This window comes from Johannesbaptistia floridana (assembly GCF_057440575.1).
Window position 1 is genome coordinate 1 of sequence record NZ_JALKVM010000186.1, and the last position, 16383, is coordinate 16383.

General features: G+C 35.8%; 12 protein-coding genes and 1 pseudogene. 8 read left to right on the forward strand and 5 right to left on the reverse strand.

The features are described 5' to 3' along the window. Positions 1 to 464 (reverse strand): transposase (locus MW688_RS12515; RefSeq protein ID WP_486736342.1); only part of this gene is annotated, 464 nt, incomplete at its 3' end. 288 nt (positions 465 to 752) lie between these two features. Here MW688_RS12515 and MW688_RS12520 point away from each other — a divergent pair. The 6 genes and pseudogenes from MW688_RS12520 to MW688_RS12545 all read left to right on the forward strand — a co-directional run bounded on the left by MW688_RS12520 (position 753) and on the right by MW688_RS12545 (position 8176). Continuing rightward, positions 753 to 2951, forward strand: a complete 2199-nt coding sequence (locus MW688_RS12520; protein ID WP_486736343.1) for a GTPase family protein — start codon at positions 753 to 755, stop codon at positions 2949 to 2951. 385 nt (positions 2952 to 3336) lie between these two features. Beyond that, the gene (locus tag MW688_RS12525) at positions 3337 to 4842 is read left to right on the forward strand and encodes an RNA-guided endonuclease InsQ/TnpB family protein (RefSeq protein ID WP_486736345.1); all 1506 of its coding nucleotides are present in this window, start codon (positions 3337 to 3339) and stop codon (positions 4840 to 4842) included. Between the two features lie 78 nt (positions 4843 to 4920). Further along, the gene (locus MW688_RS12530) at positions 4921 to 5895 is read left to right on the forward strand and encodes a hypothetical protein (protein ID WP_486736346.1); all 975 of its coding nucleotides are present in this window, start codon (positions 4921 to 4923) and stop codon (positions 5893 to 5895) included. A gap of 21 nt (positions 5896 to 5916) precedes the next feature. Next, positions 5917 to 6768 (forward strand): hypothetical protein, encoded by an 852-nt coding sequence (locus tag MW688_RS12535; protein ID WP_486736347.1) that lies wholly within the window; start codon positions 5917 to 5919, stop codon positions 6766 to 6768. 113 nt (positions 6769 to 6881) lie between these two features. After that, positions 6882 to 7397, forward strand: a pseudogene (locus MW688_RS12540) (RNA-guided endonuclease InsQ/TnpB family protein); the annotation flags it as partial. Positions 7398 to 7432: 35 nt separating this feature from the next. Beyond that, the gene (locus MW688_RS12545) at positions 7433 to 8176 is read left to right on the forward strand and encodes a vWA domain-containing protein (protein ID WP_486736348.1); all 744 of its coding nucleotides are present in this window, start codon (positions 7433 to 7435) and stop codon (positions 8174 to 8176) included. Between the two features lie 138 nt (positions 8177 to 8314). Here MW688_RS12545 and MW688_RS12550 read toward each other — a convergent pair whose 3' ends face one another. The 3 genes from MW688_RS12550 to MW688_RS12560 form a co-directional block, all read right to left on the reverse strand. Beyond that, positions 8315 to 8560: a hypothetical protein gene (locus tag MW688_RS12550; RefSeq protein ID WP_486736349.1), complete on the reverse strand. Its 246-nt coding sequence runs from the start codon at positions 8558 to 8560 to the stop codon at positions 8315 to 8317. A 563-nt stretch (positions 8561 to 9123) separates the two neighbouring features. Beyond that, complete coding sequence (locus tag MW688_RS12555; protein ID WP_486736350.1) at positions 9124 to 12822, reverse strand: hypothetical protein; 3699 nt, start codon at positions 12820 to 12822, stop codon at positions 9124 to 9126. 87 nt (positions 12823 to 12909) lie between these two features. Further along, a complete protein-coding gene (locus tag MW688_RS12560; RefSeq protein ID WP_486736351.1) occupies positions 12910 to 14520 on the reverse strand; it encodes a DEAD/DEAH box helicase in 1611 nt (536 codons plus the stop codon). A gap of 224 nt (positions 14521 to 14744) precedes the next feature. Between MW688_RS12560 and MW688_RS12565 the strand changes: the two genes are divergently transcribed. Then, complete coding sequence (locus tag MW688_RS12565) at positions 14745 to 14987, forward strand: hypothetical protein (protein WP_486736352.1); 243 nt, start codon at positions 14745 to 14747, stop codon at positions 14985 to 14987. 40 nt (positions 14988 to 15027) lie between these two features. On the opposite strand, the gene MW688_RS12570 is transcribed toward MW688_RS12565, so the two are convergent. Then, positions 15028 to 15582, reverse strand: coding sequence for a hypothetical protein (locus tag MW688_RS12570; RefSeq protein ID WP_486736353.1), 555 nt, complete (start codon positions 15580 to 15582; stop codon positions 15028 to 15030). Positions 15583 to 15777: 195 nt separating this feature from the next. Between MW688_RS12570 and MW688_RS12575 the strand changes: the two genes are divergently transcribed. Then, complete coding sequence (locus tag MW688_RS12575) at positions 15778 to 16002, forward strand: helix-turn-helix transcriptional regulator (protein WP_486736355.1); 225 nt, start codon at positions 15778 to 15780, stop codon at positions 16000 to 16002. Positions 16003 to 16383 lie beyond the last annotated feature (381 nt).

Genomic DNA, 16383 nt, shown 5'->3' on the forward strand with positions numbered 1-16383 from the left:
GGAGCAATTACATTACAATTTCGGTCACATAAAGCTACTACTTTATCGCCTTTGAGATGCTTGTGACCATTGAACCCTAAGTTATCGCCACCTTTCTTGGCTGCTGTTGTAGTTCCATCACCATGGATAATACTAATATCAAGAAGTTCACATTTATTCAATCGGAACACAGACTCCAGGAAAATTAAGTCAAAACAACCATGTGCCTCATAGCGCCTAAAAGCTTGATAGATTCTGGTGTAATGAATTTCTGGTTTTCCATTTTCGTCATCTTTAATAGGTAGCTCTTTCCACTGACAACCAAGGTACAATAGCTTGAGAATGTAGTTAAAAATCTTATGCAGAGAAAGTTTAGGTTGAGGTCCACGGCTGCTACGAGGAAGATGGGGCAAGACAAATTCATCGAATTGTGTTTGGGTTAAAGATGTGGGAATCGTTTGCCATGACTGGGATTTAGCTATCAAAACTGTTTTTAGGTGAAAATTTAAATGACTATTACGCTTTTACTATAAATCAGCGCAACCCCTTATATCAATAGATTTTCATCCAAATTTATTATCTCTCAAAAACCCGCTACCAGTTCTTTATTTACATTTCCTAAATAGTACTACGTTCGACATCTCCCCTGAAATTTTTCGCTCTCCTTGGAGTTATAGAATTTTATTTTCTCAACTGAGGGAAATGTGTTATAATTAAAGTAAATATCAATTTTAGCTTTTTCAGAAATCTAGTTGGGCAAAAAAAACATAAATATGGACAGAAACATTAGAATTGATAATATTATCAACAAACGTCGTCCTTATGTAGAAAAAGTAAAATCTACTATTTCGAGATTGGAATCTTTATCATTAAACCTACAAAAAATGGATTCTTATCGAAATAATTTTTTAAATAACATAGATGAAGTATTGATAAGAGAAAAGTTACAGAGGTTATCTTTTCATCAAACTCAACAGCAAATCCAAAAAACACTAAAAATTCTTGTTAAGCTTCAAAAACGATTTGAGCGCAAGACTTTAACAATTGCTTTTGTAGGACGTGCTGGACAAGGAAAAAGCCTTTTCATCCAAACTATAACTGGACTTACTTCTGTTGAAATTCCAGAAGGAAGCACCCATAACTGTACTGGAGTGCCTGTAACAATTTTTCATTCTCCTAATATAAAAACGGTCGCGGAAGTTACCTTTCATTCTAAAGAATCATTTCTTCAAGATAATATTTATCCATATTACGACTATCTAAACTTGGGAACTAAGCCAACAACTTTGGCAGAGTTTATCAACAAGCCCCTTCCTCTATTACAACAAGATAATTCAGAATCAAAAGCACTATACGGACATCTAGAGAGATGCCATACTCAATATAATAATTATAAAGAGTGTTTTGAAAAATCATCACAAATGACAATTACCAGAGAGGAAATTCGCTCATTTGTTGCTCAAACTAATGATGATAACGAAAGAACTTATTTTTATTATTTAGCAGTAAAAGAAGTAAAGATATCTTGTGACTTCCCACATGGTGATGTTGGTAAGATTACACTTATCGATCTGCCAGGATTAGGCGATACTGTGCTTGGTGATAGAGAAAGACTTCGTAGAAGCCTCGGACAAGATGTTGATTTAGCTTTCTTTGTCTACAGACCAAATGGCAGAATTTGGCAAGAAGAAGACTATAAATTATACGATACAGCCAATGCTGCGTTGCCCGAACTCCCAATTAGAGAATGGTCTATTTTCATTCTCAATCGAGTTGACGATCCCAAACCAGGTTCTGGAATAGCAGAGAATAGATTGCAGTGCGAGGAAGCCAAGCGTCAACTTGAGCAAGAAGAACGTATTAAAGTAGCTGAATGTATTGTTGCTAATTGTGCTGATCCTCAAGAGGCTTCAAATGTCCTCAACAAAGGACTCGATCACCTTGACACTCATATTTTAGAATTAGATGCTAAATATAGAGCTATTGCTAATCAGTCTTTAGAACAACTTCAAAATGAAATTAATACCTTTATTCAAAAAGCAAGTGAGGCTTTTGCTGTTGCACCTAAATACGGAAATGAAAATACAGCTTTTAGAAATCTTTCAGAAGATGTAATTACAAATATAAATCGAAATTTATTAGGACTTGTTAAAGAAGTTCAACCTCAAAATTTATCCACAGAACATAATAAAAAAGATAGAGATTTTTTTGAAAGGCAAGTAGATTTTATACTTAGAAAGTGTACTGAAGATACAGGAATTCCAAATCAGGAAGAACTACAGCGAATGTATTTCGCTAATCCAATGGGAGGCTGGAAAGCAATCTTTCTTGATTGCTTGGATTTACTTAGAACACACTTTAGAAAACACTTTAGTTCTATGGATAATGGTTTAAAAGAGTATGTCGATACAGTTAAAATTAAAGTAGCAGATAGTCTTACAGAGACATCTTTAGGAAATTTGACTCCGTATCGAAGAATAGATTTTCTAAAATTTATGGCAGAAGAAATACCGCCATATTTTCCAAATTTTAAAGAAGCATTTCAAACTTTTATTTCTTTTGAAATGACTTATCGTTCAAATTTTCAATATCGAATTCTTAAAGCTCTAGAGCAGCTAGAACCAGATAAAATAGATAATATATTTAAAGTCGGAGAAAAAACTGAGGAGCAAGTTATTTCTTTGATTGAGGAAATACTTCGAGTAAAACACCGTAATACGGTTAGTGCTTGTAGAGAAGCACTAGAGAAATTTGAAGGAGAACCAAGTTTGGCAGCGTTTGCTGCGATTGATGAGTTTGTTGATTGTGTAGTACGTGCTAAAGATGTAAATAAAAATTGGGAAGATTTTATGAGAGAAAGAAGTTCACAGATTTGGCCAAAACAATTTGGTCAAGCAGCAGGACTAGAGCAAAAGGAATGGACACAAATGATAGAGAAAGTTTCTTCTATAGGTAAAATTGAAGCTATTTAGTAACAATTGTGATAGTGTTTGGATTTATCTCAAAAGATATTTGACAAGCTCTAATAACCATACAAAAAAGAAATTTGCTTTGACATAAACATTATGCTTGGAACTTAATTATCAAAAACGTCGCCATTCATCCCTAACCTACTGCGTTGAGGTTAGAGATGAATGGCGACCAACATTTAAATGTCCGCAGGACTCCTTGCTTAACACTCAACATCTAGAGAACGAATAAACTCTCTGAAAATATCTGTTTAAGTCCTTTTGGTCTTTTGAGCCTACTTTTTCCATATTTTCAATTCTGATTCTTCACATTGAAAACTAATTTAAGTTTTTGCCATGGAGCATATTAGTATAATATACTAGATTTAATCTAACTCACGAAACAACCATGTTACTTTGCTATGTCTACAAGTTACAACCGAATAGGAACCAAGTAGAAAAAATGGAAAATTGGATCAATATGTTAAGATCCAATTACAATTTGGCTTTGAGAGACAGAATAGAAGCCTATGAACAAGTTAGAGCGCCAAAGCTAGGCAATTACTCTGATTGGGACAGCCTTGCTGAGGCGTGTCCATTAACTTGTAGTGTTAGCTATAACAGTAGTCTTGGTTATCCTTGGAAAGAAACAAAAGAAGGAGGGAAAAAACGTAGTGCATATGAGCAACAAAGCTCAAACCTTCCAATACTAAAACAAGAAAGACCTTGGTATCAGACTATAGAATCAAGTGTATTACAGCAAAACTTGAGAAGATTAAATGATGCTTTCCAGAACTTTTTTGAAGCACGTGGCTACCCCAAGTTCAAGACTAGACAAAAATTTAGAAGCTTTAAATATCCCCCAGGACAAGTAGATTTGAATGGGGATAAAGCTAGACTTCCTGGTATTGGTTGGATGAAATATTTTAAATCTAGAGAAATACCAGATGGTTTTAAACCTAAGAGTGTGACTGTGAGGAAAAAAGCTGACGGTTGGTATATGTCAGTTCAAATTGAGGATACGAGTGTCCCCCAGTCTTTCCCTAAAAGTCTTGACCAAGTTAAAACAGTAATAGGTTATGACCTTGGAGTGAAAAAGCTACTGGCTTTAAGCAATGGGGAGCAAATAATTAACCCTCAATTCGAGAAACAGTTAGAACGTCGTAAAACCCTTAGACAACGTAGAGCAAGTAGAAAAAAGCAAGGTTCAAGAAATCAAAAAAGAGCATACCAAAGGTTAGGTAAAATTGACCAGACAATAGTTAATCAAAGAGAGGATTATCAATGGAAAGTAGCAAACAGATTGGTTAAATTGGCTGATGTCATTGTCCTTGAAGATTTAAACATTCAGGGAATGATTAAAAGATGTAAACCGAAAAAAGATAAGAATGGAAAATATTTAAAAAATGGACAAAAAGCTAAAAGAGCTTTAAATCGTTTGATTAGAGATTGTAGTTGGGGAGAACTGGTAGAAAAGATAGAGTCGGTAGCTGAAAAGTTTGGCTGTATAGTTCACAAAGTTAATCCCAAACATACATCACAAACTTGCCCTAAATGCGGGACAATTGACAAGAAAAATAGAGATAAAGAAAGATTCCTTTGTACTAATTGCCACTATTTAGAAGATGCTGATAATAATGCTGGTATAAACATAGGAATTAAAGGTATTGTTGAATTGGGATTGAATGAATCTCAACTACTGAGAGTCCCCCAGAAAGTTACGCCCAAGCTTGAAGTAACAAGCAAGACTACCCGTAGTCAGGAGATATCAGTGCCGTTAGGTATTGAGCCAGGGAACCGGCAGCCTGAACAGCTTTGTCTGTTCTCATTGGAGGAATTTGGTTGTGGCTGTCAACCAGATTTAGAATCCCCACCCTACTACGTTGAGGGTGGGGAGCTATCAACTAGTATGTAAGAATAAACTTTTAAGTAATAAAAATTACTGCTTAAATAACTTTTAAGAGCAAGCAAAAGGATACAGGATTTTATACAAATGTGGAACAAAAATAGTAATAGTAGTAAATTAACAGTTACTTGGCTGGGCCCTTCAGGAGTTGGCAAAACTACTTTGATAACGGTCATGTATAAGTATTTTGCTGCAACAACAGAGGAAACAGATCTTGTATTAAGAATTGATGAAGAAAGTGAAAAAATACTCGATCGACATTACGAGCAACTTTTAGAACTTGTTAAAAATTATGATGCTACAGAAAAAGGATTAGGAGGAACAGAAAGTCCTAGAGATTTTAGTTTTTTTCTTGAAAGAAGAAATAACAAACAAACTTCATTAAACCTGGACTTTATTGATGTTCCTGGAGGATACATACAATCAGAATATCAAAAATATGTCGATAAGGTCAAAAATAGTGGTGCAGTTATAATCACAATTGATACTTTAGCCTTAATGTATGGCAAGGGACGTTTTCATGACAATATTAATCAGGTTACAAAAGTCACTGAGCTTATCAAAGAGGCTTTTGATAATTCTGAAAATCCTCGTTTAGTTATTTTTGCTCCTATTAAATGTGAAACTTTTTTACAACCAAATAAAGAGATTAAAGAAATTGAAAAAGCTGTTATAGAAGGATACAAAAGCTTAATCAAAGAAGTTCTTTTACCAAAAGTTAAAAACGTTGCAGCAGTAATTACACCTGTTCAAACGGTAGGATGTGTAGTTTGCGGAGGTTGGGAGGAATCATCAAAGGGTAAATTTACCAAGTGGTATCTTAATAAGATTAATGCAGAAGCTCAAATTCAAACTCAAGATGCAGATCAGCCTCTTCGCTATTTGCTACTATTTTTGATGAGACAATATATGAACGATCAAAGAAATAAAATTTGGTTTCCTCTTACTGAGCTTTTGCATAGAAACGATGACATTAAGCAAGCTTTAGAAAAATTTGCCAAAGGTCGTAGGAAAGCTCAACCTTTTGTTATTTTACAAGGACATGATTTTTTTAAGATTTAATTTTAAAACTAGGACAAAATTATGAATACTTATATTTTGAGTCGAGGGTTTGAGCAAAATAATGATTATTGCTGGTTAAAAATAACTGAAACGGAAAACCAAAAAGTTAACGGACTTCCAAGTTTATTTCAGAATGATTCGGTTGATTTAATTTATAGCGAAGACCCTTCTGTTGTTTTATCTCGGAGAAATAAATTTTTATTTCTACTAATTACGGCTATCCAACCAGAAGGATACAAAGATTGGATGAACAGACAAATTCGGATTTCTGTAGCCTGGGTTGCTAAAGATTCCGAGCAAAATGAGCAAATTTTTCGTAGATTGACAGCACTTGCTCTAAGTGAAGATAATCAGTTCATAAAAGAAATTATTGAAGCAGTAACTCTTGATGGGATAGAAGGTTTTCAAGGAGATTTTAAAAAAATATCCAATGTTACCGATCCCGATAAATTAGATAATAGTATTAAATCTAATCCTTTAATTTTCTCTCAAGAATTAAATAGGTTAGCCAAGCTTTCCCCTAAGATGAAAAGTACATTAGCTCAAGAAATTAGAGAATTTTGTCTCCCAAAAAGAGAAGGAGTGCTGATTATATGTACAACATTTAAAAAGGAGAAAACTTTGAGAGAAGCGGAAGTTTGGCGAGGACTTTCATCTCTTATTAATTCAGGGAATAAATGGTGGATTTATTATCCTGTTAATAATCTAGATTCTTTTAGTAAAACAATCGATAATTTTTTAAATTTTTTAGATTTTTATTGCAAAATAAAAATCTTACAATTTTTATTGCAAAATACAAATTTTAAAAAATCATGGTTGATTAATAAGATTGAATCTAAGATAAATATCAAGGATCAAGAGAAAGGTAACTAATTTTATCTTAACGAGCGAGAAGCTCGCTGTGCTGTTTAGCCTGGGGATGAATCGCTCTCCACTTTTCTAATTCTATGCTATAACAGTTTAATATATGAAATCAGTATAAACAAATGATTGTCTACGAGTTCCGTGTTAAAGCAAATAAAACTCAATATAAAGCAATTGACGAAGCTATTCGGATAGGTCAATTCATTCAAAATAAAGCGTTGCGCTATTGGATAGACAACGACAAAGTTAATAAATATGACCTAAACAAGCAATGTGCCATCTTAGCTAAAGAGTTTGATTTTGCTGATAAACTTAACTCAATGGCTAGACAATCAAGCGCTGAACGTGCATGGTCTGCTATATCCAAGTTTTACGACAATTGCAAAAAGAACGTAAAAGGTAAAAAAGGCTTTCCTCGGTTTAAGAACAATTGCCCATCTGTAGAGTATAAAACTACTGGTTGGAAATTAGACGAAAAAGCCAATAGGAAAGCAATAACCATAACTGATAAAACAGATATCGGTAGACTAAAACTAAAAGCTACTCATGACCTTTGCTTCTATGCAGTAAAGGATATCAAGCGAGTACGGTTAGTGAGACGCGCTGACGGATACTACTGCCAGTTTGGCATATCGATTTAGTTAAGTTATTTTCAAATATTAGGAAAATTATTATGGCAGATTTAAATTTATCTATTTGTAATCGTGATTGTTTCTTTTTAGTTTGCAAAAGCAGTTCTATGATCAACCCAGTCTCTATCAAGGATGATCCAAGACGGCGGTATGATGCTATCAAAAATTCAGTCAGTGGTCATATCGATCAAGTTTTGAGGTATCGTAATGGACAAGAAAGAATTAGTGACTCTGTAACTTTAGTCTTTTTCAATAACAACAAACCAGCCAAAAGAGTTTATAACTTAACTGAATACAGCCAAATAGAGGAAAAATTTCTATCTAATATACCAAGCGGAGATGCTTTTATTACTCCTACTTTTAAGGCTATATTAGATCGATGGTTTGAAGATCGATCTGAAAATCGTGGGTGTATTGTAAGTATTTATATTGATGGAGTACTTGATGATTACCCTAGATTTGTTGCCGAGATTAAAAACCAGTGTAAAAAGCTTAACAACCATAGTGAATTAAAGATATTAATAGTTGGAGTAGGGGATAGCATCCTATCACCAAAAGCAATCGAAGAATATATCGAACTCGATCTAAATACTCAAGGCTTCAAAGATAAATATGGCAACCTTTGTGATGTTGTTATTTTTGAGCAGAGAGAAGAGATCGACGCAAATGGATTTATTGCAACGATAAGTAATCAGCTAAATCCAAATCCAGAACAAGAATTACCTGACTGGTTACAAGAGCAATATCCCGAAATTTACGATAAAATGCAGACAAAATATCTTTGACATTTTTTACTTTTAAACTGAAAGTGTCAGAAATGGGTTCTCAAAAATTGACAAAAATTGACTAAAGGAAAGTGTTAGAAATGGGGTCTCAAAAATTGACTAAAATTGATTAAAGAGTCCTTTCTTTCTATTTTTAACTTAAGCTGCTATAAACATTTCTTTTAACAAATTAACTCTCTCTAAAAATATTTTTCTTCTCTCAAATAAAGACACGAATTCTTCCATAAATATTTGAGGTCTAAAGAAGTTTTTTACTTCTTCAAATAATTGACAAAATCTTTCTGCTGCTCCAAAGTTTCCCCATCCCATCATTGGATAATATCTCTGTTTTATTCCTCTATGAACTGGTAGCGGGTTTTTGATGCGGCGGAGTGAGAATTTCAATACACAATGCGAAATTCTCTCTTCAACAAGTTGTAATCAAGCTACTTATTGTTATCATTCATACTTTTCGGCAAGATTTCTTATTTCAATGCACAAAAAATTTAGGTCTGTTGTCTCAAGACCTTTGGAGCTATTCAATTTTAATCATCTAAATGTTACAGAAATGCCGTAAGTTAATCATCGTGTAAGCTAAGCTTTTCAAAGCATAATGCAACGGGCTAATCCGTTCAAAACGTAACAGCAAACGCCGAAACTTATCCTCCCAGGCAAAAACACGTTCTATTGTTGAGAATCTTTCTTGAAAAATAGCTTTTTGGAATAATTGCTTTCTGCCTCGTTTTATTCCCTTTCTGCGACCTCGATTCTCGCCTTTGGGCGTTGAACTGGTAGCGGGTTTTTGAGAGAAGATAAATTTGGATGAAAAGCTATTGAGATAAGGGGTTGCGCTGATTTATAATAAAAGCATAATAGCTGGTTCACTCAGGATGAGAGTAAGTGAAGGATTTTTCAGATTTCTCGAACTCCATTCATACAACTAGCTATCAAAAAAATTCTGCCCCCAATTATCGTTTACCCTCAATGGCGATCGCTTCTGGTAATGACAAGTAGAAATTAGTAACTATTGCTACCAATTGGCACTGTATCTGAGCAGAAAATGATTGTAACCAACCAGCAAATTCCATCCAGCCTTCACCGTGAATAATTCTGATAACTGTTTCAATTACACATTCCACATCAAATTCTAGAAACTGTGCTAGAAGCTCATCTGACTCTTTATCTAAATTATTAGTTTTCCTACTATTAGTATTTAATAGGTTTTCTAATAATTTTTTCAAACCTCTCCAATCCCCTAAAGGAGACTCTTTGAGTATTTGAGATACTCTGCCTTGACTAACTCCCAAAGCTTGTGCGATCGCACTCTGAGTAACCTTAGTACCTAACTTATGTAACTGTTGTGCAATCTGCCAAATCTTCCAACGGTTTTGTTGCTGTTGTGTTCCAGCGAATGGAGTCCAACTGAACCCATCGGAAACTCTATGGGTTATATTCAGGTGAGAGAGGAAATCAGAGTTGATATTTGAACCAATCAGATAGATAGTAAATTGCTGATGGAGATAATGATGATGCCTAGCACGTCCAATCAATTGAAGATACTCTGATTCAGTTAATTGTTGATAGTACTCATCAAATCCCTGAGTAGTTCCATGTAAAATCAAATATTCGTCCAGTGCAGCACCCACATTGATATTAGGTGACCCAAAAGCTGCAATAGCTTGTTTGCCTTTTAATTCATTAGTGCCACGATTATGAGCAAACCACCAGCCGTCAAGTTTAAGATTGTCCTGCCATTTCTTCAACCCCAATACCGTCAAGTCAGGGTGTAAAGTTTGGAGTTTTTCAGTTAGGGCGATCGCGCGTTGCAAAGCAGTCTCACTTGCCTGGGATGAACCCAAACCCTTAACATTAATTACTTCCACGTTAAGATTACTCATTGAGGGTGGTTCTTGTTCTATCTGAAGAATGGAGTCAGAAGGAATATTTAAGCGCTCTCCAATCAATTCCTTTTGCGCGGTACTATCAAGGAATACAACGAAACGACTGTTTTTGATGATTTGCTCTTGCTGCTCTTTACGAATGGTTATAGTTAAAGTAGCAACGGGTTTTGAGCTAATGCGCATAACTCCCTTCAAACCTTGAGCATTAGAGTTATTTTCCGTGAGTATCTCCAGTAATGGGATTAAGAAGTTGCTAGGTAATTCAGCCAAGTTTTGAGAACTCTGTGCCCAAGCTTCTTTACGGAAATAGTATCTGGCATAAGCCATCTTTTTCTTTAATTGCTCTCGTTCATGGTTAGTTAAAGACGATTGCGGGGCTAAACCATCAAAAGTACAACTATCGGGGTCAACAAAAATCTTTGAGAGATTGGATTCCTCTTTAATAATCGGCAACCAATCACGAACCTCCTGACCCCATTGATTTGGGTTAAGAATTATCTTGCTAAGTTCATCCATTAAATGCTCATGGTCATATCCATGGTAAGGAAGTTTTGTGCTATCTAATAACTGTCTTAGATAAATTCTCACTGGTGCTAATAACTTAAAAAACTCAGGAAATTGAGTTTCTAACTCGCCCCACTGTTTATCCCAATCTGCAAGTTTACAATCAATCTGTTTTGTACTTTTAATTAATTGACCTGCTTCTTCTATTACCAGTGTCGAATATTGGTAATCATAGTCTGGCGCTAATTGTTCAATATGTGCCCTTTTTTTAGGAGTAGAGATCGCATCTTTCCTCAACTTCCGAAACCCGTAACCCTCCCCGACTTGACTAGAACAAAGAGGCTTTCCGTTGTCTCCTTTTTGCTTGAAGAAAGGACAACGGGCACAGATTGAATTTACTTGATATGATCCACCCCCAGATATTTGTCTTTCCTCCTCACTGAAGTCCGGGTCGTAGCCTTTCTCTTTAAGTTGATAAAATAGTTCAGCATTGATACAGTTACTGTTTACTGCAACCTCTTGATTATCTTGAGTGGGGGAAGTTACTAAAAAAGGATTCCCTAATGCTGTTTGTCTAGAATGATTGTGATATAGCCCATCATGCTTAATAGGTAAATCAGTAAAGTTTTGTTCTATGGTAGCTACAGATGGGTTGCGATGGTTTAGGTCTAAATACCAAATCTCGCCATTTCTAGTTTTCATTTCCCCTGAGTTAGCATCCATAACTTGATAGTTATCTGGTTCTACTAGACCTAATTCATGAGATTTTCCTAACCCCATAAAAGATTTATCATGTACGAACTTCCAACCGGATTTTTTAGCTGTGGCAATCACTTTTAATCTTTGTTTAGGTTTGAATCGGATAATTCCTTTAAATTGATTGGGCGATGGTAAAACCATCCCTTCTTTAAAGTGAATAATACTGGGCATAGATAGAGGTTTTGTAGCTTTGACCATTTGCTGAAAACTTGACCCAAAATATTTAGTCGGACATAAGCCAAGACTTAACTGCTTTCTCAACCAATCAAAGAAGTTATTCTTGGGTTCTAGTTCGGTTTCAATTAACTCTTGTTCGGCAAGTTTTTCTACAAATTCCTGATATTCTTGCTCATCTGGTTCAAATTCTTTTGTAATCTGTCTTTGGTGTTGAGCAATCCATTGTTTTTTTAGTTCATCTTTTGCCCATTGGGGATAAATCCAGTTTCCTAAGTCCTTTGCTACTCTAAATAAGACTGGGGGTGGCAAGTCTTTGTGTATCGCTCTTACTACTCCTGGTATATTCCATCCACATTGATGGGATGGAGAATGCTGTTCTAATAATGCGATCGCTCTCTCGGCGCCATACCTACTCTTAAGTACAGTAGCCACTTTGAGGTAATATTCGTAGGTGTTCTGCCCTTTGATTCTTTGGGGAATGACTGATAGAGCGTCGGTAATTAGACGGTCTACTAACTCATCAGAATCATAACTAAACGTACTACGATAACGGGGCTGTAAATCTTCTTCTTTTTGGTTAAGTACCGTCCTAACTTGAGCATAATCCCTTTCAAGACGAATAGCCTTCTTTATTTCTCTCCACCGCTCCTCACTAATATTCTCAGGAAAAGGTAAATTAATGGCAGCAAAAACTTTCTTAAAACCGACAATAAACTCCTCATAACTATACCGATTATGGCTATATTGAATTAATTCTTGCTCACCTTGTTTCTCCTTGCGATAAAACCCAGGGAATCGCATGGGTTGATGAGGATTAACTACAGCAGGGTCCCCCATGGTGGCAATACACAGAAGCTGATCCAAGTAAGTAGCCTCTTTAATATTTATCGCTTCATCAAGCAACCAGTGAGGATGAAGTGATTTACCTCCTGAAGTAGTAGTAAATGCTGCTTCTAAGCCAGATACTTTTGTAAACCAGTCGATTTTCTCTAATTGTTCTTTACTCGTACCAAAATCAAACTCAGTACTAACGTCTTGTGAGGTGTGAATATATTCTTTGAGAGGGAATTCTTCAGCATTGGTGGGGATATAGAAAACTCCACCAACGACTAGTTCTGATTGCTTACGTAGATAACTAAATCCATCTTCTATTAATTCGCTAGTAACGCGATTGGTTCTATTTCCTTTGGTGGCATGTAAGGAAAAGTTCCCGCTGCTATTTACTTCACCTACGAAGAATCTGTCATGTCCTAGTTTGAACCATACTTTTTGAGGCTTGGGGTAGATGAGAGCGATCGCCAATCTAAATGCTTCGATATTTTTCATTGTCAAATTCGTGAATTCCTTTCTATGTGGGTCAATAAGAAAAGCACCCTGGAGAAATATTTCTTTTCTCCAAGGTTTATGTGATGGTTATTTGTCCTGTCCGAACTCGTAGTTCATGTGTTGGCTTATCCAAACCAAGTTTTTCTTCTTGCTAATCGCTATTGCAGATAAATAATTGCGATAAACCTGAAAATGTTTCTCTGTGGGGTTATCTCCAAAGACAGCACCTCGACTCCAATCTCTGGGTGGATAGCTACCGTTAAAGGATTTTTGAAAGCTTAGGGTAGCCCATTCTGGAGAAAAGCCTCTCAGGTAAGCAATTTTTAAATGTTCCCTGTAAAAATGAAATTTGTGTATATCTTCTCGTCTGATTAATCTCTCCAATTTTTGCGTAGGAGTTAGCTTGTCTGGTCGAGGGAATACATAACCGCAGTGAGGACAGATTTGGGCAAATTGATTGATTATCGCTCCACACCCATATTCATCTTCGGGACAAATTTTTGTTGGTGTTTCTCCTAGAGGTATGTCGTCCGCATTGTTGAGAGTTACTTTTTTCAAGTTCTCGATAAAGCCAAAACGTTTAATTAATCCGGCTTGGTCTAGAACTAAACAATCGGTTTTATCGGCGGCGGGTCTTAATCCTCGTCCTAGTTGCTGAAAATATTTAGCCTTAGATTTCGTAGGACGGCACAGCATAATGCAACTGACACTGGGTACATCAAATCCCTCAGACAGTGACTCACAGCTTGAAATTACTAAAATTTCTCCACTTGCCAGTTGGTCGTAAAGTAGAGAGCGCTCTTTATAACTCATCGAACCATCAACACTAGCTGCGGCAATTCCCTGCTCATTAAAAGCTTTTGCAATACTTTGTGCGTGGCTGACACTTACGGCAAAAGCTATAGTTTTTCTTCCATAAGCCAGTCTCATCCATTCTCTGACTGCTGCATTGATGACATGGGGAACATTACAACGTACCTCTAAATCGTTATTGGAATATTCCCCATCAGTAGTTTTTACTCCCTTGAGATTGGCTTGTTTTAATCCGTAGTAAACAGGAGATACTAAAAAACCCCTGGCAATTAATTCCCAAGGGTATGGAGCTGTTATTAATGTTTCGTAGATATCTCCCATTTCTTCCCGTTTCGATAAGCGCCAAGGTGTTGCTGTTAACCCAATGCAGATTGCTTGATTTTGAGAGTTTTCTGAAAGAGGAGGGAATAGACTGAGACTAGTTTTAAACCAATTGGTTAAATGGGCTTCATCGAAAATGTAGATATTAGGAGTAAACCAGTCAATATTCCTCCTAGAAAGTGTTTGAATAGAGGCGATTTGGATTGAAGCTGAATGGTTTTCTGGATAACCACCTGCTATTACTCCAAATTTGTCTTCTAATCCCCATAAAGCAAATTTATCTAGTGTTTGCTGAATGAGAACATCTCGATGAACAATGAAAATGACTTTTTGCCCTGATTGGACGGCATCGTAGACAAACTGCCCGGCAATTATTGTTTTTCCAGCACCAGTGGGGGCAAAGACTAGGATTCTTTGATATCCCTGCTTAATCAAAAGATTAATTTCTTGAATGACCTGCTGCTGATAATCCCTAAGTTTGGGTAAAAATGACTCTTTTTGAGACAAGTCAAAGCCCAAGCACAGTTGAGAGTGCTTGCTTAAAATCACATTTTGTGGTATCATAGATTTATTAGGATTTATTAGTACCTAAATAACTAGGCCGATTAGCCTAAGTTATTTGGGTTTATCTCTCAAGCGACAGAATAGTTGTTAACATTTGCCAATTTGAGAGAGTTGCTCTAGTTAATTAGTTATTCTACCAATACTATAGTATTGTCGAACTAAAGTCAATATTATTAAAAACTTAAGAATCGAATATCATAGTTATTGTAGAGTTAGGGAAAAAAATGCCTTTAAGTGATCAACCTGAATTAAGAAAGAATCAGCTCAAAAATCTTAATAGGGAAGGAGCTAAACCGCGTTATGGTGTTTCCAAAAAACAGCGAAATATTTCGGTTTCTCAAGAAGGGTGGGAAGGTTTTCACGATTTAGCTAAATCTCAAGGTTTGAGTCTGAGTGAACTCATAGAACATCTTGGAAGAGGTGAATTTAAAATTATTCCCATTTCTCAAGACGATGTAATAGCATAATTTGAGTTTCTTTTCGTGTCTAACCTTTCAATACCTCATATTATTTAGTGCAACTCCTTTCAAATACAGGGACACAGCAAGTATTATCAAAATATTTAAGCACTGCTGTAACTCCAGGTTTTGGTCTTTTGTCGAGATGCCAAGTTTGTTTCTTTAACTTTTTAGCCCACAACGAACAAAAGTGACAAAGTTTTTCCATCTTTTCTACATCGCACTCCAGAATATTTTGTTCTTGGCTTATCGATGCCACCTGATTGATTTGTGAAGGAAAATGCTGATAATTAAAGCTTTGAGCTAACCGAATCGGATACCAAAAGTCTTCTTTTTCTTCACGGGAGATAAATTCATCGTGTAGTAATTCTAATGCTATTTTAAAAATGACTTCACTGTTTTTCTTGGTATAAGATGAAACTTGAATCAGGTTTTTATCAAGCTTTTCTATAGTTAGAAAAACCTGATTTCGTTGAGATAAGTTGAGATAACTACGCGGTACTTCTAGGTTAAGACTATATACTTTGGCAATAGTTCTTATCAGCTCAATAAATTCACCTGGCACTAAATGAACTAAAAGTGTATTTTCATGATTGCTCTTCATAATTAAATAACTCTGCTGCTTCTGGATCGGTTTAACATTTATCTAGAATTATCTAGAATTCATTTTTTTCGTCTACTGTTATCAATGCTGCCAACATGATTGGAAGTATTTCACTTTCTCATGCTTAAATATTAGCGTGAAGAAATTAACACTGTCAATATTTTCACGTGAAGATTTTTCTGTTAAAATCATGCTATGAATTTATACATGGGAGAAATTTATGTGAGTAACTTAGAAGAGCTGAGAAAGCGAAACAATATGACACAAAGGCAACTCGCCAACCTTTTGGATGTAGATGTTTCTACTATTCGTAATTGGGAAAAAGGGCGCGGTGGCATAGAAACCTTTGTGAGAGTAGCTAAGCTATGCGCAATTTTAAACTGTCAACCTGATGAATTGTATAAAATCGAACAGCTTTAAAATATTTCCTCAAAAATTATGCAATGCCAATCAAAGTCTTTGCACTCTTAATTTGGTTATGGCTTAGATAAATAGAAGAAAGATCGCCACTAAGATTGTCTCCAGTCGCTCTTTCTTCTTTCCCTGAGGAAAGGCTCTTTGGGCTCTCGTAGTTCTGAATCTGCTCTTTTTACAAGTTAATGCTGATTTTTTTAGCGTCGAAGATCCTAAATTAATAGGTGATGATGAGTTAGTTATATAACCTACTTGTGGCGGACTGCAATCATCGAGCACTGGGACTGCAATCATCGGCACTTTGGGACAGGATTAATTGCAACTATAAATAGCCTCTGGGACAGAATTAACTGCAACTGAGACAGAATTAATTGCAACTGAGACTGC

What these genes read in the sequence shown, in the direction of transcription:
- MW688_RS12520 (WP_486736343.1), top strand. Translation starts at nt 753, where the DNA reads ATGGACAGAAACATTAGAATTGATAATATTATCAACAAACGTCGTCCT.
- MW688_RS12525 (WP_486736345.1), top strand. Translation starts at nt 3,337, where the DNA reads ATGTTACTTTGCTATGTCTACAAGTTACAACCGAATAGGAACCAAGTA.
- MW688_RS12530 (WP_486736346.1), top strand. Translation starts at nt 4,921, where the DNA reads ATGTGGAACAAAAATAGTAATAGTAGTAAATTAACAGTTACTTGGCTG.
- MW688_RS12535 (WP_486736347.1), top strand. Translation starts at nt 5,917, where the DNA reads ATGAATACTTATATTTTGAGTCGAGGGTTTGAGCAAAATAATGATTAT.
- MW688_RS12545 (WP_486736348.1), top strand. Translation starts at nt 7,433, where the DNA reads ATGGCAGATTTAAATTTATCTATTTGTAATCGTGATTGTTTCTTTTTA.
- MW688_RS12555 (WP_486736350.1), bottom strand. Translation starts at nt 12,822, where the DNA reads ATGAAAAATATCGAAGCATTTAGATTGGCGATCGCTCTCATCTACCCC.
- MW688_RS12560 (WP_486736351.1), bottom strand. Translation starts at nt 14,520, where the DNA reads ATGATACCACAAAATGTGATTTTAAGCAAGCACTCTCAACTGTGCTTG.
- MW688_RS12565 (WP_486736352.1), top strand. Translation starts at nt 14,745, where the DNA reads ATGCCTTTAAGTGATCAACCTGAATTAAGAAAGAATCAGCTCAAAAAT.
- MW688_RS12570 (WP_486736353.1), bottom strand. Translation starts at nt 15,582, where the DNA reads ATGAAGAGCAATCATGAAAATACACTTTTAGTTCATTTAGTGCCAGGT.
- MW688_RS12575 (WP_486736355.1), top strand. Translation starts at nt 15,778, where the DNA reads ATGAATTTATACATGGGAGAAATTTATGTGAGTAACTTAGAAGAGCTG.